At 67.2% G+C, this 22512-nt stretch carries 22 protein-coding genes; 7 read left to right on the forward strand and 15 right to left on the reverse strand.

Going from position 1 to position 22512, the window contains the following annotated elements; all coding sequences use genetic code 11:
• Positions 1-42 precede the first annotated feature (42 nt).
• On the reverse strand, positions 43-516 hold the full coding sequence (locus GAA2_RS14690; protein ID WP_232513097.1) for a signal peptidase I: 474 nt from the start codon (positions 514-516) through the stop codon (positions 43-45).
• Between the two features lie 124 nt (positions 517-640).
• On the opposite strand from GAA2_RS14690, the gene GAA2_RS14695 reads away from it, so the two are divergent.
• Positions 641-814, forward strand: coding sequence for a hypothetical protein (locus tag GAA2_RS14695; RefSeq protein WP_191835044.1), 174 nt, complete (start codon positions 641-643; stop codon positions 812-814).
• A gap of 100 nt (positions 815-914) precedes the next feature.
• Here GAA2_RS14695 and GAA2_RS14700 read toward each other — a convergent pair whose 3' ends face one another.
• From GAA2_RS14700 to GAA2_RS14715, 4 genes are all read right to left on the reverse strand, one after another.
• On the reverse strand, positions 915-1526 hold the full coding sequence (locus tag GAA2_RS14700) for a SipW-dependent-type signal peptide-containing protein (RefSeq protein WP_024498579.1): 612 nt from the start codon (positions 1524-1526) through the stop codon (positions 915-917).
• A gap of 380 nt (positions 1527-1906) precedes the next feature.
• On the reverse strand, positions 1907-3322 hold the full coding sequence (locus GAA2_RS14705) for a cutinase family protein (RefSeq protein ID WP_232513096.1): 1416 nt from the start codon (positions 3320-3322) through the stop codon (positions 1907-1909).
• 533 nt (positions 3323-3855) lie between these two features.
• Positions 3856-5895 carry a heavy metal translocating P-type ATPase gene (locus GAA2_RS14710; RefSeq protein WP_375295610.1) on the reverse strand — a complete coding sequence of 680 codons (2040 nt, stop codon included), beginning with the start codon at positions 5893-5895 and terminating at the stop codon, positions 3856-3858.
• A gap of 220 nt (positions 5896-6115) precedes the next feature.
• Positions 6116-7351 (reverse strand): ISL3 family transposase, encoded by a 1236-nt coding sequence (locus GAA2_RS14715; RefSeq protein ID WP_191834435.1) that lies wholly within the window; start codon positions 7349-7351, stop codon positions 6116-6118.
• A gap of 143 nt (positions 7352-7494) precedes the next feature.
• On the opposite strand from GAA2_RS14715, the gene GAA2_RS14720 reads away from it, so the two are divergent.
• Positions 7495-9081: a DUF222 domain-containing protein gene (locus GAA2_RS14720; RefSeq protein ID WP_191835010.1), complete on the forward strand. Its 1587-nt coding sequence runs from the start codon at positions 7495-7497 to the stop codon at positions 9079-9081.
• A gap of 63 nt (positions 9082-9144) precedes the next feature.
• A complete protein-coding gene (locus GAA2_RS14725) occupies positions 9145-9519 on the forward strand; it encodes a DUF5655 domain-containing protein (protein WP_024500327.1) in 375 nt (124 codons plus the stop codon).
• Between the two features lie 7 nt (positions 9520-9526).
• Here GAA2_RS14725 and nadC read toward each other — a convergent pair whose 3' ends face one another.
• The 4 genes from nadC to GAA2_RS14745 form a co-directional block, all read right to left on the reverse strand.
• The gene (gene nadC, locus GAA2_RS14730) at positions 9527-10435 is read right to left on the reverse strand and encodes a carboxylating nicotinate-nucleotide diphosphorylase (RefSeq protein ID WP_024500328.1); all 909 of its coding nucleotides are present in this window, start codon (positions 10433-10435) and stop codon (positions 9527-9529) included.
• 14 nt (positions 10436-10449) lie between these two features.
• Complete coding sequence (gene nadA, locus GAA2_RS14735; RefSeq protein ID WP_024500329.1) at positions 10450-11514, reverse strand: quinolinate synthase NadA; 1065 nt, start codon at positions 11512-11514, stop codon at positions 10450-10452.
• Positions 11515-11687: 173 nt separating this feature from the next.
• Positions 11688-12209, reverse strand: a complete 522-nt coding sequence (locus tag GAA2_RS14740; RefSeq protein ID WP_024500330.1) for a DUF1990 family protein — start codon at positions 12207-12209, stop codon at positions 11688-11690.
• Entirely contained in the window at positions 12206-12496 is a 291-nt protein-coding gene (locus GAA2_RS14745; RefSeq protein ID WP_024500331.1) for a helix-turn-helix transcriptional regulator, read from the reverse strand. The genes GAA2_RS14740 and GAA2_RS14745 overlap by 4 nt, the downstream gene beginning before the upstream one ends.
• 89 nt (positions 12497-12585) lie before the next feature.
• Between GAA2_RS14745 and map the strand changes: the two genes are divergently transcribed.
• Both map and GAA2_RS14755 read left to right on the forward strand, forming a co-directional pair.
• Entirely contained in the window at positions 12586-13371 is a 786-nt protein-coding gene (map, locus tag GAA2_RS14750; RefSeq protein WP_024500332.1) for a type I methionyl aminopeptidase, read from the forward strand.
• Positions 13372-13388: 17 nt separating this feature from the next.
• Entirely contained in the window at positions 13389-14201 is an 813-nt protein-coding gene (locus GAA2_RS14755) for an NUDIX hydrolase (RefSeq protein WP_024500333.1), read from the forward strand.
• Here GAA2_RS14755 and GAA2_RS14760 read toward each other — a convergent pair.
• The 6 genes from GAA2_RS14760 to GAA2_RS14785 all read right to left on the reverse strand — a co-directional run bounded on the left by GAA2_RS14760 (position 14164) and on the right by GAA2_RS14785 (position 19488).
• Positions 14164-14793 carry a DUF2567 domain-containing protein gene (locus tag GAA2_RS14760; protein ID WP_024500334.1) on the reverse strand — a complete coding sequence of 210 codons (630 nt, stop codon included), beginning with the start codon at positions 14791-14793 and terminating at the stop codon, positions 14164-14166. The genes GAA2_RS14755 and GAA2_RS14760 overlap by 38 nt on opposite strands.
• On the reverse strand, positions 14790-15029 hold the full coding sequence (locus GAA2_RS14765; protein ID WP_006438557.1) for a hypothetical protein: 240 nt from the start codon (positions 15027-15029) through the stop codon (positions 14790-14792). The genes GAA2_RS14760 and GAA2_RS14765 overlap by 4 nt, the downstream gene beginning before the upstream one ends.
• A gap of 61 nt (positions 15030-15090) precedes the next feature.
• Positions 15091-16128: a biotin synthase BioB gene (gene bioB, locus GAA2_RS14770; protein ID WP_024500335.1), complete on the reverse strand. Its 1038-nt coding sequence runs from the start codon at positions 16126-16128 to the stop codon at positions 15091-15093.
• 50 nt (positions 16129-16178) lie between these two features.
• Complete coding sequence (gene bioD / locus GAA2_RS14775; protein ID WP_024500336.1) at positions 16179-16937, reverse strand: dethiobiotin synthase; 759 nt, start codon at positions 16935-16937, stop codon at positions 16179-16181.
• Positions 16934-18175 (reverse strand): 8-amino-7-oxononanoate synthase, encoded by a 1242-nt coding sequence (locus GAA2_RS14780; RefSeq protein ID WP_024500337.1) that lies wholly within the window; start codon positions 18173-18175, stop codon positions 16934-16936. The genes bioD and GAA2_RS14780 overlap by 4 nt, the downstream gene beginning before the upstream one ends.
• Positions 18172-19488 (reverse strand): adenosylmethionine--8-amino-7-oxononanoate transaminase, encoded by a 1317-nt coding sequence (locus GAA2_RS14785; RefSeq protein WP_024500338.1) that lies wholly within the window; start codon positions 19486-19488, stop codon positions 18172-18174. Before GAA2_RS14785 ends, GAA2_RS14780 begins: the two co-directional genes overlap by 4 nt.
• A gap of 135 nt (positions 19489-19623) precedes the next feature.
• On the opposite strand from GAA2_RS14785, the gene GAA2_RS14790 reads away from it, so the two are divergent.
• Together GAA2_RS14790 and GAA2_RS14795 are read left to right on the forward strand one after the other, a co-directional pair.
• Positions 19624-20181, forward strand: coding sequence for a TetR family transcriptional regulator (locus tag GAA2_RS14790; RefSeq protein ID WP_006438552.1), 558 nt, complete (start codon positions 19624-19626; stop codon positions 20179-20181).
• Positions 20182-20325: 144 nt separating this feature from the next.
• On the forward strand, positions 20326-22503 hold the full coding sequence (locus GAA2_RS14795) for an acyltransferase family protein (RefSeq protein WP_024500339.1): 2178 nt from the start codon (positions 20326-20328) through the stop codon (positions 22501-22503).
• Positions 22504-22512 lie beyond the last annotated feature (9 nt).

Raw genomic sequence — 22512 nt, forward strand, 5'->3', positions numbered from 1 at the left:
CCGTTGTGTTTCTGTGTTTGTGGTGTGCCGGTGAGGCGCCGGTCAGTGTTTGCGTCGAGCGGCCTCGGCTCTCGGCCAGAAGGCCCAGAGCACGAGGAGCGCGGCGCCCAGGGTGATGCCGCCCAGAACGTAGGGGTGCGACAACCAGACGACCTGCTTCGCGAGACCCGGTATGTGCCAGACGACTTTGCGCACCGTGCTCTCGCGGTACGGCTCCGGATCGGGATTGGGATTGGCGTCGCCCTGCATCGAGATGAGCGCCTCGCCGCCGCCCAGTTGCTCGACCGCGATCACGCGGTGGGTGATCGGCTTCAGGCCGGGTTCACGATCGACAGTGATGATGTCGCCGACCTTCACCTCGGTGGCCGGAATCTCGTGGACGACAGCGACCGACCCCTGCGGGATCGTCGGATCCATCGAGCCGGTCTTGAACAGGATGATCGTGTAGTTGCCGGCGAAGGCGAGCACGGTCAGCGCAATGCACAGGACGCCGAACACCGCGAGGATGTTCAGCACCCAATCTCCGAGCTTGGCGATCGCCGAGTGCGCGCCGGACCGGGGAACGGTAGCGGCGACCGGTGTTTCGGCAGTCTCCCCCGGGACCGCTGTCGGCGGGGATGTGACGGGAGAAAGCGGCTGGGTGACCGCGTCCGACGCGGGGATGAACATCCGAGGAGTCGACGGCCAGGCCGCGTTCGAATCGGGTGTCCCGATCCGCCTCGGGTCGGTCACGTTCCACGACTCGCGTATTCCGGTCTCCGGGGACTGGTCGGGTCGTGGGGTCGCGGTCGTCGTCATCGGACTGTCTCTCTGAAGTGTTTGCGGGTCGCGCCGACCCGAGATCGGTTGCGGGCGAGTCGGCCCCGGCCGGCGGAGGCCGAGGGGGAGCGCTCCGCCGGCTCGGGGCCGGTTCATCAGCCCCCGACGCTCTGTGCCCTCATTTCCCAGATCGCATTCACGCTGGTGTCAGCGATGGCGTTCGGGTTGGCATTCGCCGGGAGGGTCACCTCGAAGTCGATCTTCTTGGTGGCGCCCGCCGCGACCTGGAAGGTGGTCGCGGCCGTGGTGCTGCTCAGCGGCTGATCGCTGATCAAGTTCGTGGTCCCGTCCTTGACGGTCACCCGCAACGCCTGCCCGAGCGTGTTGGTGGCGTTGGACGGATGGATGGTGATGTCGGCAGCCAGGTTGCCCTTGGTCTCCTTCAGCCAGAAGCTGCCCTTGGTGGTTTGACCGGGCATCAGGTTTGCCGGGTCGACCCCGAGCTCCACCGGGAACGCGACGGTGCCACCGGGGCTGGTCTCGTACTCCAGGAAGTCCGTCCCGTTGACGCTGCCCTGCACGTTCCAGGCGGTGTCGCCGATACCGAACGTCCCGTTGCTGAACACGGTGTCGTTCCACGCGGCGAGGGTGACCACGGCGCCGATGCCGAGGACCGCGCCCGAGGCGAGGATGGCCTTGCGCTTCCGGTTCTTTCGGTTGCGCTCGTCGGCCAGAGGGGCACTGGTGGGGGTCTGGTTGTCAGTCATCTTCCGTCCATCGTTCTGCAGGAAGGCAGCCCATTGCTGCCGAGGAGAAATTTAGATCGTCTGGCGATTGTTATTGCCGGTTTCTCGACAATAGCCACGTGAAGTCGATCACCGCATCTAGGTCATTCGTTCCACTATTTCGGATACATCTGTCGCCCTTTTTGTAGATCGTTCGAACTAATCACCCAATGGACATTCGACCCAGTTCGTCAGTGGCCCAAAATTTGCGACAACACCCATTGCAATGATGACAACGCACAATGAAGAAGAGGCAATAAAACGTTGTGATCCATCTCCGTGACCATGGGTGAAATCGAGACAAAGGCCCCGAAAGATCGGGCCGAAGGGCCCACGCGGGCGCCTCCGGCCCGTGCCGATCCCTAGCCGGAACCGGCTCGCGACTTCGAGCCGGCCTTGTCGATGGCCTCCGCGAGCCATACCCCGAGCCAACCGATCGCGCTGCGACCGACCTCGTCCACGACCAACTTCGCGTAGTTCGTGTGCACGTTGCCCGAGTAGAAGTCCTTCGCCGTGACGGCGTCACGGATCAACGACGCCGGGTCGGTAAGAGCTTGCCTCGTGATGATCGCGGCCAGCTCCTTACCCAGTTTCTTGAACTCGGGCGAGATCAGCTCGGACAACACCCCGGTGTCCGACGCGCCGTCGTTCACCCCGTTGCCGGATACCTCGACCGACGAGTCCGAGACCAGCGACACCAACTCCTTCCCCAGGCCCAGGACCTGCTCGACCGAGACCTCGGATGTGGGCAGCGACGCGGCACCGACTCGTGCCCCCACCGCCCCTGCCGCAGTCCAGGTGAGCTCCTGAACCTCGCCGACGAGGTCCGCGGCACGCACGAAGTCGACGCGATCGAGCACCCGGCAGATCGAGGCGCCGACCTTCGCGAGACCGGTCTGGTCCGGGATGAGGTCGAGGACCCGTGCCGTTCGCGCGTAGTCAACCATGTCCGCGAGCTTGACGAACGGACGCATCCGAGTATTCAGACGGCCCGCCACCCGGTGGGCCCGACGGAGGTCTCCCATCCCGATGAGCTGCGGCAATCGGCCGATCTCGGCCCCGAGTGCGGCGTAGTCGATCCTCGTGATCGTGCCGATGACGTCGATGGCGGTCTCGACCGCGTCCGCAACCTCCTCCGCCCCCTCACTGAGAACCGTGCCGATCTTCCCCAGGACGGGATGCCGTCGCTTGTCTATCGAGCAGTACAGGTCGGCCGGGGCACAGATACTCGTCACCCTGCCGGACAGGTCCCCCATCCCTCTCGGGCGCGGGTCGGCGATCCCCGTGCCGCGAGCCGTCGGGCCGACCGTCTCCTGACCGGCGGTTCCGTTACCCGGGTCGGCCAGGAGACCGACTGCAAGAACCCGGTCGGCAGGGATCGGTCCTTCGCCATTGCCGATGGCCTCGGCCAGGTCGCCGGCGGCGTCGGCACCCTGGCTGTAGCCGCTGATCGTGAACTTCAGATCCGGGTCGGCCTCCGCACGGTCGGCGAGCACCCGCGATGCATTCGCGATCGCCGTGGCCTTGCTGTCACCGTATGTCCGCCCGTTGTCGAAGGCGCGCGCCATGTACGGCAGGAAGTAGATGGTGGCCGAGTCGCCGTGGCGGCGCGAGATCGAGTCGGCGACCGCTGCCAGCGCGCCGGTGGCGCGGGTCGGATCAGCAGCAGCATCCGTTTCCCATGTCCCGGGAATGAACAGATTGAAAGTGGGAACGGTCGGCGACGCGAGCGCAGCGCCGACGCCGCCGAATCCGGTCACCACGACGCTCGCGGTCATGGTCACCCCGATCAAGGCCGACGACAATTGTTTGATGGTGCCGCCTCGACGACGCCGCGACACATTTGCTGATGTGCCACATGCGTGAGGTGTGGCGTGGGTAGGGAAGCTGCAATTCATGAGTAGATGTCACAAATCTTCGCATCGATGAGTAGGAACGGGGCGGGTGCCCGAAGACGAGACATTTTCAACCTCCTATTTCTCGTCGTGTCACCGGCCAGCAAATATCAATTTGCGCGTCTTGCGGCACGATTCCAGGAATCGACAATTGCGGTTTCGGCATCCGAAACGCCCGCTGTCATATATGAAATCGAAACCCACTGCCACACAACGGGTCTCATCACCGACTAAACGGGTGCACACCTTGGACAAATGACCCCATGTGAGTGACATCACTTGAGTAATCTCGTCATTTCGGATGGCGAACCTGCGGTCGGAGCCATCCCGGCCGACGACGAAGGGCCCGGATCCCGCCGGTGGACAGCGGGTCCGGGCCCTCAGAGGAAGCGCTCGGTCAGTTCATCAGTCGCAGTTCACCGGGACGGTTGCCCACCTGGGGACAGATCGAGTCGGCGGAGCAATTGAGCGTTGAGCGCGACGACGACCGTCGACACCGACATCAGGATCGCGCCGACGCCCATGGGCAGCACGAATCCGACCGGCGCGAGGACGCCCGCGGCGAGCGGAACCGAGATCAGGTTGTACCCGGCTGCCCACCACAGGTTCTGCACCATCTTCCGGTAGCTCGCCCGCGACAGTTCGATCACCGACAGCACCGACCGAGGGTCCGAGGACGCCAGGATCACACCCGCGGAGGCGATGGCGACGTCGGTACCCGCGCCGATGGCAATACCCACGTCAGCCTGCGCAAGTGCCGGAGCGTCGTTCACCCCGTCCCCGACCATCGCGACCCGCTTGCCCTCGCGCTGCAATTCGGCCACCTTCTCGGCCTTGTCCTCGGGCCGGACACCCGCGTAGACGCGCTCGATCCCCAGATGGCGAGCCACGTCGTCGGCCACGGCACGGGCGTCCCCGGTGACCATCACCGCCTCGATCCCACGCCGACGCAGGCCGTCGACGGCGTCCCGCGATTCCGGACGCACCTCGTCGGTCAGCGCGAGGGCGCCGACAACCTCACCGTCGGCGACGACGTGCAGGATGATCGCCCCGTCGTTCCGCCAGGTCCCGGCGACCGGGAGTTCCACAGCCGCGTAACTGTCGAGCAATCTCGGCCCGCCGACCGCCACGACGACTCCGTCCACTCGTGCCGAGACACCCACGGCCGGTGACGAAGCGAAATCCTGTGCCGGCGAGACGATCAATCCCCGATCTCGTGCGGCCTTGACGATCGCGACAGCGAGCGGATGCTCACTGTCGGCCTCCGCCGACGCGGCCAGCGCCAGGACTTCGTCGGCCGTGCGGCCGTCGGCGGGTTCGACGTCGCGGACCGTCGGGGTTCCGCGGGTCAAGGTCCCGGTCTTGTCGAACAGAACGGCGTCGACCGACCGCATGCTCTCGAGGGCGAGCCGGTCGGAGATCAGCACTCCCCCACGCGCGGCACGCTCTGTCGCGATCGACACCACCAAGGGGATGGCAAGACCCAGCGCGTGTGGACAGGCGATGACGAGCACCGTGATCACACGTACGACCGCCGAGTCCGGCATTCCGACCGCGGTCCAGACCACGGCGGTGGCAGCCGCCGCCGCGACGGCGAACCAGAAAAGCCACCCGGCGGCGCGATCGGCAAGTCGTTGGGCACGCGACGATGAGGCCTGGGCCAGAGCGACGAGCCGTTCGATCCCGGCCAGCGCCGTGTCGTCACCAATTGCGGTGACCTGCACCCGAACCGCCGAATCGGTGGCTACCGTCCCGGCGACCACGTGCTCCCCGACCGATCGTCGCACCGGGCGCGACTCACCGGTGATCATCGACTCGTCGATGTCGGCGGCACCGTCGAGGATCTCACCGTCGGCCGGGATGGAAGCGCCCGGCCGGACCAGCACCACATCGCCCACCACCAGCTCGTCGACGGCGACGGCGACCGTTCCGGCGCCGTCGACCTTCTCTGCCTTGTCGGGCAGCAACGCGGCCAGCGAGTCGAGAGCCGATGTCGTCTGTGCCAGCGCACGCATCTCGACCCAATGCCCCAGCAGCATGATCACGACGAGGAGCGCCAACTCCCACCAGAAGTTCAGCTCGGCGGACAGCAGGTCCAGACTCGCACCCCACGACGCCACGAACGCGACGGTGATGGCCAGCCCGATCAGCAGCATCATCCCCGGGGCGCGGGAACGTATCTCTCCTACCGCGCCCATGAGGAACGGGCGACCGCCCCAGAGATAGATGACCGTGCCCAGCACCGGTGAGATCCACATGACCCACCCGTGATGCGGTAACGAGTAGCCGATCAGATGGGCGAACATCTCGTTGAACGCCACCGTCGGTACCGCGAGGACCAGCATGATCCAGAACAGTCGGCGGAACTGCCCGACATGGTCGGCGTGACCGCCGTGTTCGCCACCAGCATGCTGGTGACCTTCGTGCATCTTCGCTTCACGCCCGGAATGGGTCATCGTTGCACTCATGCCGTCGACTATATACCCCCTACCGGTATACCGTAAGGGTCATTTTTCTCGAGCCACTGGTCGGACACCTCCGACCCGGATGGGGATGCCCATATCACGCACCACCGACAATGCGGGATGGCTGGAATGGCGGCGATAGTCGTTGCACGGCAGCGTGATTGCGCGTACAGTCGAACACACATGGTCCTCTTGACGTTTTCGTGGGCCACTATTGGTGCGGCAGAACGGGACATGCACCGCCTCGGGTGAGGGTGGCCATGGCTGTGAGAGCTTCTGGGGAGTGAAATCCGTAGGCTCGTTTGGTCAGCGCTCTCAGGTGGGTGTTGGTGGCTTCGGCCCGGGCGTTCGATAAGCCCACGACAACCGAGTTGTAGATCTGGACCTGCTGCTGTCGTACCGATTTTGATAGACCGACGAATTCGATGATTCGACTGTGTTCTGCCCGATGCAGCCAGAGTTCGAGCCGTCGCCACGCACCAGAATGGGTCCCGGTGACGATGTGGCGGAGTTCCTCTTTCAGCTGGTAGGCGCGGGCGAGTTCGCTATTGGCGCGTTTGACGACCAGCTCGCATGTCCGCTGTTGAGCTGGCGTGAGGTTTTCGGGGTTCTTCAACAACGCCCATCTCAGATGCCGACGATCGGTGTTCGAGAGTCCGCGGACACGGTGGAGGACTCGGCTGCGGCACCGGTCCACGGCCCGCGTCGCCCACTGGACGACATGAAACGGATCCATGCATCGGATAGCGTCGGGAACACGTTCTGCGACAACAGTTTCGATGTATTGACCTGCGTCGGCACTCACGTGGGTCAGCTCTGCGCTGCGTGTGACGCCGAGCTCGTCGAAGAACTGGCGAAGAGTCTTCTTGGTTGCCCCCTCGCGTGCCCACACCAATCTTCCGGTGTCGTGATCGATGATCACCGTCATATAGCGTCGGCCCTTCCGATAGGCGATCTCATCGATCCCGATCCTGCGCAAGCCATTCAGCCGATCGGTGCGTCCGGTGTGATCGGCGACGACACGAGCGATGATGCGCTGTACCGTACGCCACGAGACCCGCATGTACTCACACACCGCTGAGGCCGGGCTGTGCGCAGCAAGCCAGGCGACCGTGTCGTCGAAGGCTCGGGTCATCTTGGCGGCGGGCCGTGCCCATGGCACGTGCTCAGTGACCACGCCATGGTGTGCGCAGTCCACGCGGTGAACATATCCCTGCAGGTAGCAGCGTGTTCCGCCCAGGTCGAGATGCCGCCAACGCCGGGGTTGGGTCCCACGGTCATAGCCCGGCCGGCGCCGTCGGCAGTGCGGGCACCGCGAGCTTTGTGCGCGATGTGCACGCACCGAGACAACTAATAGCCGGCCGTCATCATCGTCTTCAAAGGCAACGTCGAGCACCACCAGGTGCTCGATCTTCAGTAACTTCTGCAGTAGTCTGGTACCACGCAACGCCCTGCTCCTCGGTTTAGTCTTCGCAAACCAAACCTTATGTGAGACAGGGCGTTGCGCCCTTTAGGCGCACCGGAAAGCACCCACAGAACCGTCAAGAGTGCCACACACATTCGCATCAACGAGTTCCGGGGGTGACCGTCTTGACCGATATCTCCGAGTCCGGTGTCGCCGACGGCCCGCCCTCGCGCGCAAAGGAACTGGTGAGTGAACTCCATCGGATCACCGCCGAACTACAGACCGTCGACCTGACGCAGTGCTCGGATGCCGAACTGGTCGATGTCGCCGCCGACACCGAACGCGCCATCGCCCGACTCACTTTCGCCGGCGACCGGCAGATCGTCGAGATCGCCGACCGCGACCTGCCCCACAAAACCGGGCACCGCAGCATCACCCAGTTCATGACCCACCGCCTGCGCGTGGCCGACCCCATGCGCCGCACCAAACAACGCCACGCAACCGCCACCCACCTCAGCCCGACCGGCGAACCACTCGAACCCGAACACCCCGCTCTGGCAGAGGCATTGGCCGACGGCAAGATCAACACCTCCCACATCCGGGCGGTACTCGACGTGCTCGACCAGATCCCGCACGCCGTCGACCACGACGTGAAGCTCGCCGCCGAACGACAGATGACCGAAATCGCCGTCGACCACACCCCCGCCGACATCACCGCCCTCGGCGCCCGCCTGTTGGCCCACCTCGACCCCGACGGAACACTCGCCGACGACACCGACCGCAAACGCCGTCGCAAACTGTCGGTCAACCGGCAACGCGCCGACGGCACCGCCAAGATGTCCGCCGACCTCACCCCCGAACTCCTCGCGCGGATCACCATGCTGCTCGCGGTCTGGGCCAAACCCGGCATGAACAACCCCGACGACCCCGAATCACCGCACGGGTCGATCGAGAATGCCGACCCCGAGATGGTCGAAGCCGCTGCCGCACGTGATGATCGCAGCGATGCGCAGCGCAACCACGACGCGTTCAACGCCTTGCTGAAGGCTGTGCTCGAGGACGGCCTGCTCGGCAAGAGTCACCGCGGGTTGCCGATACAGGTGATCGTCAAAGCCGACCTCAACGATCTGATCCGCGAAGCCGGGTTCGCCACCACCGCCACCGGCACCCTGATCCCCATCCCCGATCTAATCGACATGGCCGCCGACGCCCAATCCTGGCTGGCGGTGTTCAAAGACGCCACCGCCGTCCCGCTGTACTTCGGGCGCGGCAAACGCCTGGCCACCCGCGAACAGCGACTGGTGTCCTTCGCCCGTCCCGACGGCGAGGCCTGCTCCACACCCGACTGCGACCTATCCGCCGCACACGTGGAAATGCACCACGCGCAACTGGATTGGGGTCTCGGTGGCCTCACCGACATCACCGACCTCGCCCCCGCATGCCCGAAACACAACCGCATGGTCGGCGATCAACCCGGACAATACACCACCCGCATGGTGCGGGAAGGACCCGATGAGGGCCGCTGCGTCTGGCGGCTCAACGCCGAACCCGGCGCACCCCCGAATCCCGAACGCATCAACCGGCGACCCGACCTACCCCGACGGTTCGCCGAGCACCTTGAACAGGTGCGCACCGAAATCCACGGACCCACAACGGCGTCCGGCGATCAGCCGCGCCTGCACCTGCGCCAGATCATCGACCTACGCAACGCCTCCGACGCCGAAGCCACCCTCGCCTCGATAATGCTCGCCGCCGCATACCCGCGCGCCTGAGAATCACGCTCGGGAAGAAATGGTGGACCGCCTTCGAAGATCACGTGCGATTCTGGAGCAAGCATGACCACGGACACCCCGCACGACGTCGAGGACTTCTTCGCAGGCTCGCCGGAGGGCCTGTCGATCCATGGCGCGGTCGAGGAAGCCATCCGTGATCTGGGAGACGACATCGCTGTCCGAGTCACCAAGAGCCAGATAGCTTTCCGACGCCGGACCGGCTTCGCCTACGTGTGGCGCCCCGGCATGTACGTGCGATCCGATGTGCCGGCGGTGTTGTCGATCGCCCTTCGGCACCGCGTCGACTCTGCTCGTTTCAAGGAGGTCGCGCACCCGTCACCGCACGTGTGGATGCATCATCTGGAGATGCGTGCCAGGGCGGACGTGGACGCGGAGGTCCGCCGGTGGCTCGGCGAGGCCTACGACGCCGCGGGCTGACCGTCGATCAGACCTGCGGCGCGGGGACGTCCAGCCCGAGGTCGAGCACCGTGACCGAATGCGTCAGTGCACCGACGGCGAGGTAGTCGACGCCGGTACGGGCATAGTCCTCGGCGACGTCGAGGGTCAGGCCGCCGGAGCTCTCCAGCTTGGTATGCGGCGAACGAGTGTTGCGTCGCTGCACGGCCATCTGGGTTTCCCACGGCTCGAAGTTGTCGAGAAGCACCAGCTGCGGTTCGAGGGGAAGGACCTCGTCGAGCTGGGCGAGCGAGTCGACCTCGACCTCTACGGGCAGACCCGGAGCCGCCGCACGAACGGCTTCCAACGCAGCCGCGACCGAACCGGCGGCGACGACGTGGTTGTCCTTGATCAGGGCGGCATCGCCGAGACCCATCCGGTGGTTGACTCCGCCACCGGCGCGCACCGCGTACTTCTGCAGCAGACGCAGACCTGGCAGCGTCTTACGCGAGTCACGGATCTGAGCGGACGTACCGGAGACCGCATCGACCCACGCCCGGGTCGCAGTCGCGATCCCGGACAGGTGGCAGATGAGGTTCAGCGCAGTGCGTTCGGCCGTCAGCAGAGCGGCCGTCGGAGCGTGGACGCGCAGGACGGTGTCGCCGGGTTGGACGACACTGCCGTCGGCGACAACGTCCGTCACCTCGAAATTGCCCTCGCCGATGACCTCGTCGAACACCGCGATCACCACCGGAACGCCGGCGATGACGCCATGTGCACGACTGACGATCGCGGCGTCGACGACGGAGCCGGCCGGGACGGTCGACGCGGTCGTGATGTCCGGTCCGTACCGCAGGTCCTCGTCGAGCGCGGTCCTGATCAGCGCACGGATCTCGTCGTCGACAACCAGTTCCAGCGCGCCGCCGGCCGACGCCTGACCGATGAAACCGTCACTCACCGCAGAGCTTCCGGTCACTCGCCCGAACCCGGGTTACCGATCGCGATCATCCGCTCGACGCTCTTCCGGGCCTTCTCCGCGACGTCGGTGTCGACGAACACCTCGTCGCGACCCTCACGCAGGCACCGCAGCAGCGCAGCCGGCGTGATCATCTTCATGTAGGGGCACGACGCGCGGTCGTTCACCGCCTGGAAGTCGACCCCGGGCGCGGCCTTGCGCAGCTGGTGCAGCATGCCGACCTCGGTGGCGACGAGAACCTGCTTGGCGCCGGTCTCGCGAGCAGCGTCGAGCATGCCGCCGGTCGACAGGATCTTGACTCGATCCTCGGGCACGGCACCCTCACCCGCCAGGTAGAGAGCCGAGGTCGCACAACCGCATTCGGGGTGGATGAAAAGGTCGGCATCGGGGTGCGACGCGGCCTGATCGGCCAGCTCGTCACCGTTGATGCCGGCGTGCACGTGGCACTCACCCGCCCAGATGTGGATGTTGTCGCGGCCGGTCTCACGCTTGACGTGCGCACCGAGGAACTGGTCCGGAAGGAACAGGACGTCGCGATCGGGGTCGATCGACGCGACGACGTCGACGGCGTTCGACGAGGTGCAGCAGATGTCGGTCAGACCCTTCACCTCGGCGGTGGTGTTCACGTAGGACACCACGACCGCATCGGGGAACTCGGCCTTCCAGGCGCGCAGTTCGTCGGCGGTGATCGAGTCGGCCAGCGAGCAACCGGCGCGCTCGTCCGGGATGAGGACGCGTTTCTCGGGGCTGAGGATCTTGGCGGTCTCCGCCATGAAGTGGACGCCGCAGAAGATGATCTCGTCGGAGTCGACCTCGGCCGCAATACGCGACAGGGCGAGAGAGTCACCGACGTGGTCGGCGACATCCTGGATGGCGGGAAGCTGATAGTTGTGCGCGAGCAGGGTCGCGTTGCGGGCACGTGCGAGGCGTCGGACCTCGTCCGCCCACTCCTGAGTCGGCTCCACACCGGCGTAGCCACCCGGTGCGTCGAACCATTCGGCATCGAGGAGCCCGGCTGCTGGCGCGGTCACGGCCGCCGGGCGATCACTGGTGATGCTCATTGCCACTCCTCTGGCTGTCCCGGGGGGCGTCTACGACCCCGGGTCATCGGGTCCCCGGAGCACGGGCCGTGTGTCCGAGGCATGGTTTTCGACTCATGGTCGAAAACACTATGCATCGTAACATTCACCACACCGGGTTCATTCCCGTCACCCTCGCGGCAGATCACGCACCCTCAGGCGCACATCAGGGCATCGAGGTAGCGTTCGGCGATCCGCGACTGCACCACTCGCCCGATCGGGCCGCCGATCCGCGTGAACCAACGACCTGGCCGGGAGAAGGCGACGACGTGCGCGATCACGGAATCGTCCGGAAGTCGCTGAACCCAGAACCGCTCCTCCCCGATCTCGGGATGCCCCGACAAGGTGCCGTACGCGAAGCCGCGTTCGGTCCCCGCATCGCTCGAGACCGAGTCGATCACCTCGATGACCCGGCACGCGGCGGAGATGCCCACCGGACCCAGCCCCAGACGCATCGTCACCACCGAGCCGACCGCGGCACGCGGGGTCGAGGCATCGACGCCCACTCCGGCACGACGATGCATGTCCCAGTTCAGGATTCGTTGCGCGGCCAGGTCGAAACATCCCTCGCCGGCACCGATCACACGCGAGCGGCGCAGATGGTGATAGCCCGCCGGTAGCTCTCCGGCGGTCGCACCGACCTCCTCGTAGGTGAGGTCCGACGGGCGCGGGGTCACCCGGCGCGCACCACCGCGGAGTCGAGTCCGGCGGCGTCGAGGACCGTGTCGGTGAACACCAGGGCCAGGTCGTCGAGGGAGGTGTTCAGCGACCGCGCGAGTGCAGCGATCGTGGCGAACGCGGGAGTCGGCATCCGGCCCGTCTCGATCTTGCGCAGCGTCTCCGGAGAGATGCCGGCGCTGACGGCGACCTCACCGAGGGACCGGTCGGCGCGGAGTTCGCGCAGCCGCGCGCCCAGACGGCGGCCGGCGGCGATCTGTTCCGGGGTCAACGGGTTGCGGACCATGCACAGAGCCTAGCGGATCTCCGGTATACATATACCGATTGCTGGTATTTCTATACCAGTCCACTCATCCGATCGCGAAGGGAACGAGAATGGTCGAGCTGAAGTCACCATCCGAGATAGGTGCCATGGGGGTGACCGGTGCGTTCATCGCCGATCTGCTCGCCGACCTCGCCGAACGAGCCGATGTCGGCGTCAACCTGCTCGATCTCGAGCAGCGCGCCCGTGACCTCATCGCCGAACGCGGCGCGCAGTCCTGCTACTGGGACTATTCCCCGTCCTTCGGCCGCGGCCCCTTCCGCAACGTCATCTGCCTGTCCGTGAACGACGCCGTGCTGCACGGGCTGCCCCACGACTACGTCCTGGCCGACGGCGATCTGCTGTCCATGGACATCGCGGTCTCGATCGACGGTTGGGTGGCCGACTCGGCCCGCAGCGTCATCGTCGGCACGCCCCGCCCCGAGGACCGGCGACTCGTACAGGCAACCGAGGAAGCGTTGGAAGCAGCCATCGACGCCGCCCGGCCCGACGCCCGGCTCGGCGACATCTCCGCGGCGATCGGGGCCATCGCCAAGTCGTACGGATACCGCGTCAACACCGAGTTCGGTGGCCACGGACTCGGCCGCACGATGCACGAGGACCCGCATGTCGCGAACATCGGCAAGGCCGGTCGCGGAATGAAACTGCAGCCCGGGTTGACGCTGGCGCTCGAGCCCTGGTTCACGCTCGGCTCCGAGCGGGTCAAGTTCGACGCCGACGGCTGGACGATCCGATCGTTCGACGGCTCTCGCGGCGCGCACAGCGAACACACCATCGCGATCACCGACGGCGCGGCGCGCGTGTTGACGTCTCCGATTGGCCGGTCGCCGGGCGTCTGACCCATACAATCGACGCCATGCCAGCCGCCGGGTCCGACCCCTCCAGCTCCGACGGCCCAGAAGTGGTCAACGGCCCCGAAGCGTTCAGTGGCCCCGAAGCGTTCAGTGGCCCCGAAGCGTTCAGTGGCTCCGGCGTTCTGCGGGTCGAGGTCCTCAGCGTCGTCTTCCAGGTCCGCACTCCGCCCTCTGCCGACGGCTCCGACGTCCGCCCCGCGCTCTGCGTCCTGCTCTCTCGGGCCGGTACCGACGCCGAGCCCGGCCGGTGGTCTCTTCCGGGCGGCGACGTCGCCGGTGACGAGAAGCTGTCGGTCGTCGCTCGACGCCTCGTCGCCGACAAGATGGACGTCCGCGACATCGCTCACCTCGAACAGCTGTCGGTCTTCTCCGATCCCGGACGCGTTCCCGGCATCCGCACGATCGCCTCGACGTACATGGGCCTCGTCCGCTCGGACAGCCCGGTGACCCTTCCCGACGGCGCGGCCTGGTTCGACGTGGACGCACTGCCCCCGGTGGCCTTCGACCACGCCGAGATCATCGACACCGCCCGGCACCGGCTGGCCGCCAAGCTCTCCTACACCAACATCGCCTTCGCGCTGGCACCGAAGCAGTTCCCGATGTCGGAGCTGTCGGAGATCTATTGCGCCGCACTCGGCTACGCGGTGGACACGACCAACCTGCTACGCATCCTGAGTCGACGCGCCGTGGTGGTGTCGACCGGCACCGTCGGCAAGACCGGGCGATCCGGCGGGCGGCCGCCGGCGCTCTATGCCTTCGCCGACAACGAGTTACGCGTCACGGATGAGTTCGCGACACTGCGTCCACCGATGTGACCTCGGACCCTGACGGATCGTCACCGGCACGGTGATCGACGTCGAGATCGCCGACGCCGAGGTCCGCCGTGCGTGAGGACAACACGCAGACCAGGTAGACCATCGCGAAGGCGAACGGCGCGCAGATGAGCAGGGTCCAGGGTGCGCTGTGTCCGGCGCGCGTACCGCCGTCGAGCCAGAGTTCGGGCAGCACGCGGTACACCGATTCGAGCGGGAGCCCGGCGATGTCGTCGTCGAATCGCAGGCCGGCCAACCACATTCCGACCTGCGCACCGATCGCGGACCCGGCCACCGTACCGAGCGCGGGGACGAGGAATCCGGTGACGCCGCGCCACGGCCGCGCCGCCGCCCATGCGACGAGTGCGGCGATGCCACCGTAGGCGAACATGATCAGCGCGAAGGCGCCGACAGCGTCGAATCCAGTCGGGATGTCCTCACGGGTCAGGCCCTTGACGACGACGCCGGTCGTGGGCGGTGTCACCAGCGCCCAGATCGCGCCGGCGACCGCGCCGAGCACGATCACCGCCGCGGTCGCGGTGAGCAGTGTCGCGACCGGCCGGGCGACATGCCGCCCGGACGCCGGACCGCTCACCGACGACCCAGTTCGGCCGAGTCGACCGTCCCGTGGCGGGAGCACCTGGCGCTCCAGCCGTCGGGTCGGACCTGCACGACCATGCGGCGCCCGCACTGCCCGCAGAAGCGCGGAGGTTCAAGCCCCAGACGCGCGGCCGGCGGGATGGCGTCGGGTGCCTGCAGTTCCAGTTCGAGGCCCGTGTACACGCCGTACCTGCACGGTTCGGCGAGCGGCCCCGGGACGGTGTCGATCATGAGAGAACACGCTACCGATCGTGGCGAGGATGTAGGAGAGGACCAGCGTCGATCGCGTCCCTCAGATGGTGTCGTTGAGTGACTTGATCGGCATCGACAGGTCGCTGAGCAGGTCGAGGTCGTCCTCCGCGGGCCGGCCGAGCGTCGTCAGGTAGTTGCCGACGATGACCGCGTTGATGCCGCCGAGGATGCCCTGCTTGGCGCCGAGGTCGCCCAGGGTGATCTCGCGGCCGCCGGCGAAACGCAGGATCGTGCGCGGCAGAGCGAGGCGGAAGGCCGCCACCGACTTCAGCGCCTCGGACGCGGGCAGCACGTCGAGGTCACCGAAGGGCGTACCCGGACGCGGGTTGAGGAAGTTCAGCGGGACTTCGTCGGGCTCGAGTGCGGCCAGGTCGGCGGCGAATTCGGCGCGCTGCTCGAGGCTCTCACCCATGCCGAGGATGCCGCCGCAGCACACCTCCATGCCGGCCTCGCGGACCATGCGCAGCGTGTCCCAGCGCTCCTCCCACGTGTGGGTGGTGACGACGTTCGGGAAGTGGCTGCGCGCCGTCTCGAGGTTGTGGTTGTAGCGGTGCACGCCCATGTCGCGGAGCTGGTCGACCTGCTCCTGGGTGAGCATGCCGAGGCTGCAGGCGATCTGGATGTCGACCTCGTTGCGGATGGCCTCGATGCCGGCGGCGACCTGGCTCAGCAGACGCTTGTCGGGTCCGCGGACGGCGGCGACGATGCAGAACTCGGTGGCACCGGTCTTGGCGGTCTGCTTGGCGGCCTCCACCAGCGACGGGATGTCGATCCAGGCACTGCGCACCGGCGAGGCGAACAGACCCGACTGCGAACAGAAATGGCAGTCCTCGGGGCAGCCACCGGTCTTCAGCGAGATGATGCCCTCGACCTCGACCTCCGGTCCGCACCAGCGCATGCGGACGTCGTGGGCCAACTGCAGCAACTCGGTCAACCGGTCGTCGTCCAGGCGCAGCACCGCCAGGACCTGGTCGCGGTCGAGCGGTTCACCGCGCTCGAGCACCTGCTCGCGGGCGATGGCGAGGATGTCGTCGGACGTCTGTGCGTCGCGGGCGGTGTCGACGGTTGCCTGTGTCACGGGCTGAACTCCTTGTACTGGAACTGATTGGGCGGGCTGGAAAAAACGGTCTATGAGGTCCCGGCGAGCGATGCCGGATGGTTGGTGAGGGAGCCGGCGAGCCAGTCGGGGTCGAACCAGGTCGGCGCGGTCCGGCGGAACCGGGCGGGATCGAGGGCGGCGGCACCCGCGGGCAGCACGCCGATCACCGGGACGCCGGTGATCCGCGGCAGGTCGGATCGGTTGCAGCGCATGGCGAGGTCGGGGTCCGGCGGCCACCACCCGATGACGAGTCCGGCGGGCCGGAGGCCTCGAGCGCGCACGGCGTTCACGGTCAGCTCGGCATGGTTGAGCGCACCGAGGCCCGGTGCGACGACGATGACGACGCCGTCGTTCGTCCCGGGTGCCAGTGTCGCTGCGGCGACGTCGAGGATCGTAGCGGACTCCCCCAGTCGCACCAGCACACCGCCGGCGCCTTCGACGAGGGTCAGGTCATGCTTGGCCGCGAGGTCGTCGACCGCCCGCACGATGACGTCAGGATCGGCGAGCGGCATCCCCGCGCGTCGCGCCGCGGTGTCCGGGGCGAGCGGTTCGGGATAGCGGTAGGACTCGACCGTGGTCACCTCACCCGCAAGACGCGCGACTTCGGCGAGATCGCCGGGTTCGCCTGGTGCGACGCCGGTTTGGACGGGTTTGCAGACGGCGACGGCGCTGTTCGCACAAACGGCGGCGGCGAGGGCCGCCGTCGCGACCGTCTTGCCGACGTCGGTCGAGGTGCCGGTGACGGCGAGAACGCGTCCGCGTTCCGGTGATGGTGTCGTCGCGCTCATCGTGCACCCACCTCACGCAGTGCGGCGTCGACGACCTCGGCGACGTGGTCGAGGGTCGCGGCATCGAGGTCGGCGCGCACGGTGATGCGCAGCCGGGAGGTGCCCGGCGGGACCGATGGCGGGCGAAAACACCCGACGAGCACTCCGCGGTCACGGCAGGCCGCAGCCGCGTCGACGGCGCGTTGCGGGTCGCCGACGATGATCGAGATCACCGCTGCGGCGGGTTCCTCGGCGCCGCATGCGCGGGCCAGGCGACGGGCGTTGCCGCGCAATCGGTCCGGTAGCGCGGGATCGGAACGCAGGACACGCAGTGCGGCCCGAGCCGCGCCGACCGCCGCCGGATTCAGTCCGGTGTCGAAGATGAACGGACGCGCACAGTCGATCAGGTGTGACCGTAGGATCTCCGGCCCGAGGACCACTCCGCCCTGCGATCCGAACGACTTGGACAGCACGGTGGTGACCACGAGGTCCGGCGCGCCGGAAAGTCCTTGTTCGGCAACGAGTCCACGCCCGCCGGGACCACGGACGCCGACGGCATGGGCCTCGTCGACGAGCAGCACCGCACCGTGCGCGCGAGCAGCCGCATACAGATCGGCGACGGGGGCCGGTTCGCCGTCGATGCTGTACACCGAGTCGGTGACGACGAGTGCGCGTTCCTCGGTGCGTTCGGCGAGGGCGGCCCGCACGCCCTCATGATCCCCACGATCCACCACGACGACCCGTGCCCGTGACAGCCGGCACCCGTCGATCAGCGACGCATGCGAACCGGTGTCACTCACGATGAGATCGCCGGAGTCATCCGGCCCGCTCGCTCTGCTCCCGGCGCCGCGCCCAGCGAGTGCGGTGACCGCGCCGACATTGGCCAGATAGCCGGAGGAAAAGACAAGTGCGGCAGGGAAACCGAGGAAGTCGGCGAGTTCCGTCTCGAGGTCGACGTGCGCCTGCGTGGTGCCGACGACCAGCCTCGACGCCGTCGATCCGCCACCCCACTGCGCGGCCGCGGCCCGCGCGCCGGCGACGACGTCGGGGTGCGTCGACAGACCGAGGTAGTCGTTGGAGCCGAGATTGATCGCGTCGGCACCGACTCGGCGGACGTGCGGCTCGCGATGCAGTCCGGCGGCGGCGCGGTCGCGTGCGGCCCCGGCAAGCCAGGCGAGTCCGACCTCGCCCGAAGCCACCCCACCCGAGGCGATGTCGTCGGCCTGGCCGGTCGTGGGCTGTCCCGAGGTGATGGTCATGACCGTGCTCCCACGAGTTCGGTGGTCGTCGAGTTCTCGTCGCCGAGGGTCGCCCGCACCGCGGCCGAGATACCGCGAACGATCGTCGAGATGTCGTCGGGCGTGGAGATGAACGGCGGCATCGTGTAGACGAGGTTGCGGAAGGGCCGCAGCCACGCACCGGCGTCGACGGCGGCCGCGGTGGCCGCGGACATGTCGACGGGACGGTCGAGTTCGACGACCCCGATCGCGCCGTGGATCCGCACGTCGACGACGCCGTCGAGCTCCTGCAGTGGCGCCAGGCCGTCGGAGAGACCTCTCTCGATCTCCGCCACGCGTTCGGCCCAGGGCGTCTCCAGCAACAACTCGATGGCGGCGACCGCCACCGCGCAGGCGAGCGGGTTGGCCATGAAGGTCGGGCCGTGGGCGAGTCCGCCGGCCTCCCCCGCACTGATGACCTCGGCGAGGTGTGAGGTGCAGAGTGTGGCGGCAAGCGTCATGTACCCGCCCGTCAGCGCCTTGCCGACGCACATGATGTCGGGGGCGACGTCCGCGGCGTCGGCGGCGAAGAGCGTCCCGGTCCGACCGAAACCGGTGGCGATCTCGTCGAAGATCAGCAGGACGCCGTGGCGGTCGCAGATGTCGCGCAGGGCGGACAGATATGCCGGGTCGTGGAAGCGCATGCCGCCGGCGCCCTGGACGACCGGTTCGACGATGACGGCGGCGAGCTCGTCGCGGTGCTCGCGGATCGAGGCCTCCAGCGTGGCGACGTACTCGGGTCGATACTCGGCGGGCGGAGCGTCGACGAAAACCTGCCGCGTGAGGACCGCCGACCACATCGAGTGCATGCCGCCCTCGGGGTCGCAGACGCTCATCGGGGTGAAGGTGTCGCCGTGGTAACCACCACGCCAGGTCAGCAGGCGTGTGCGCTGCGACTGGCCGCGGCTGCGCCAGTACTGCAGCGCCATCTTCACCGCGACCTCCACCGAGACCGAGCCCGAGTCGCAGAAGAACACCTTCTGCAGCGGTTCGGGGGTGAGTTCGACGAGGAGTTGTGCGAGCCGGGCGGCGGGTTCGTGGGTGAGCCCACCGAACATCACGTGCGACATCCGTCCCATCTGAACCGCGGCCGCGGCATCGAGGCGCGGGTGCCGGTAGCCGTGGATCGCCGCCCACCAGGAACTCATGCCGTCGACGACGGAGCGCCCGTCGGCGAGTTCGAGGTGAACTCCCGACGCCGACGACACCACCAGGGGGTCGGTCGTCGCGGGCAACGCCCCGTAGGGATGCCAGATGTGCTCCGCGTCGACACGGCTGATCTCGCCCTGGTCCACGGCGCGCTCCTCCTTCTTCAACCCCGGGGATCACCTGGACACCGTCCAGGATTCCTGAACACCGTACAGGGAGGCCTGGACGGTGTACAGGTGGCTCGCGCGGGCCGGCGTCGAACCGGTGACTACGCTGACCGCGTGAGCAACAGCCGGACCGACGTCCTCCGCGCTGCCCGCGACATCCTGCGCGAGCACAGCCTGGCCGACCTGTCGATGCGCCGGCTCGCCACCGAGCTCGGAGTGCGTCCCAACGCCCTGTACTGGCATTTCCCCAACAAACAGACCCTGTTGGCCGCACTTGCCGACGACATCCTGGGTGCCGTCTCGATTCCGGCCACCGACCTGGCGTGGGACGAGCGGCTACGTCTGCTCGCCACCGGGATGCGTGCCGCCCTGCTCGATGTGCCCGACAGTGCCGAGGTCGTGTCGTCGAGCTGGGCGAGCGGCCTGTCCACGAAGGCGATCACCGCCGACATCGTCTCGGCCGGACATGCCGGCGGGTTGTCGCTCCGCGACGCGGAGGCCGTCAGCACTGCCGTCTGTCAGCTCGTCATCGGTCTGACCATCGAGGAACAGACCCGCGCGCAGATGGAACGCCTCGGCGTCACCGGACCGTCGGGCCGGGACTTCGACGGCGAATTCGTGGACGGGCTGACGATCATCCTCGACGGGGCACGCACCCGTGCGCGTCGGTGAGATCCCCCGACCCGTGACCGAGTCCACCGACCGTCCCGGGCGGTGCGAATCGAGAAATCACAGGTTCGACGGGTAGATTGCTACGCGGCCGAACCGCCCGTCCCCGACCCGAAAGACTTCCCTGTGGCATCGACGACCCGAGTAGTGGCGCCGGAGTCGGCCCCCTCGACGCCGACGACCCCTGCCTACCGCACCGACCTCGACGGTCTGCGCGGTATCGCGATCACCCTCGTGGCCTGTTTTCACGTGTGGTTCGGCAAGGTCTCCGGCGGCGTCGACGTCTTCCTCACCCTGTCGGGGTACTTCTTCCTCGGTTCACTACTGCGACATGCGATCTACGTCCAGAAGCCGAACGTCACCTTCCGCGACACCCTCAACCCGTGGCCGCGACTGAAGCGACTGCTGAAGCGCCTACTGCCCGCGCTGGTCACCGTGCTCCTGGCCGTCACCGTCCTCACCGTCGTGGTCCTGCCGCAGACGCGCTGGGCCAACATCGGGCAGGAGGTCGTCGCGAGCGCGCTGTACTACCAGAACTGGTATCTCGCGTTGAATTCGCAGGACTACCTGGCCGCGAGTTCGGCGAACAGCCCGCTGCAGCACATCTGGTCGATGTCGATGCAGGGACAGTTCTTCGTTCTGACCCTGCTCGTCGCGCTGGCCTTCGCCGGGTTCCTGAAAGTCGCCGCCCGGTTCGCGCGTCCGTTCGCCGACTCTCGCGTCATCAAGTTCCTCGTCGGCGCCGCGGTGTTCGTGGTCGCGCTGGGGTCGTTCTACTGGGCACATCGTGGGATGGCCATCAACCAGCCGTACAACTACTACTCCACGATCTCGCGGCTCTGGGAGCCGCTCGCCGGCGGCCTTCTGGCGATCTGGCTGCCGAGTTTGCGGGTGCCGAACTGGGTGCGCAACGCCGCGACCGTCGTGGCCCTGGCACTGATCATCACCTGCGGCTTCTGGATCGACGGCGTCGACGAGTACCCGGGTCCGATGGCGCTGGTCCCGGTCGGCGCGACACTGCTCATCATCTGGGCCGGCGCGACCGCGCTGCAGAAGCCGGCGCGAGGCGGTCACGCGGCGCCGGACACGATGCCCGCGGTCAACCGGATACTGGCGAGCACCTGGCCGGTGTGGCTGGGAACCATCGCCTACTCGCTGTACCTGTGGCACTGGCCGTTCCTGATCTTCTATCTCACCTGGCGTGACAAGAACCACGCGAACTTCCTCGAGGGCGTCGGGATTCTCGGGTTCTCGATCGGTGTGGCCTGGCTCACGAAACGCTACATCGAGGACCCGCTCCGCGGCGGTGACCGGTCGGCCCTCACTCGAGGCACCCGCGACGGCCGGTCGCGCTGGCTCTCCTACACGTCGGTGGTGACCTCGATCCTGCTGCTCGGCACCGTCGTGGCCGGCGTCGGTATTAAGCTGTGGGAGAACCACGTCGACAACATCGTCGTCGACACCAAGAATCTCGACCCGCGGTCGTACCCGGGTGCGCGCGCACTGCTCGACGGGTGGCCCGTCCCCGCGCTCGACCCGCAGCCGTCGGCCCTGGAGGTGATCCAGGACTTCCCGGAGACCTCGACCGACGGGTACATGAGCGACTTCACCGACAACGAGATCCACGTCGGCGTCTACGGCGACCCGAATGCGACCCGCACGATCGCTCTGGCCGGCGGTTCCCACGCGGAGATGTGGATCTCCGCGCTCGACACCCTCGGCAAGCGCAACGGGTTCAAGGTCAAGACCTATCTGAAGATGGGTTGCCCGCTGTCGACCAACAAGATCCCCAAGCAGCGCGGCGTCCCCTATCCCGAGTGCTACGACTGGGGCCAGCGGGTCATCGACCGGGTGATCTCCGAGAAACCCGACGCCGTCTTCACCAATTCGACGCGTCCGCGCGACTACCAGCCCGGCGACTGGATGCCGCCGGACTACTCCCCGATCTTCGATCGCTTCCTCGACGCCGGCATCCCGGTGCTCGGCATGCGGGACACCCCGTGGCCGAAGAACGGCAAGGGCACCATCGACACCCCGATCTGCCTCGCCGACGGCGGCGACGCGGAGAGCTGTGGTTCGCGGCGCGCTGCCGTCCTCGCTCCAGAGGACCCGGCGCGCGAACTCGCCGCCACCCGCCGAGACTTCCACCCGCTGGACATGTCGAACGGCATCTGCACCGACGACTTCTGCCCGGCGATCGTCGGCAACATCACCGTGTACAAGGATCCCCATCACCTCTCGGCGACGTATGTCCGGAGTCTCACCGACGAACTCGGCCGGCAGATGGAGGCCCAACTGCCGTGGACCGGCCCACTGGTTCCATGACCTGTGTCT

Source organism: Gordonia ajococcus (genome assembly GCF_012974285.1).
GTDB classification, from domain to species: domain Bacteria; phylum Actinomycetota; class Actinomycetes; order Mycobacteriales; family Mycobacteriaceae; genus Gordonia; species Gordonia amicalis.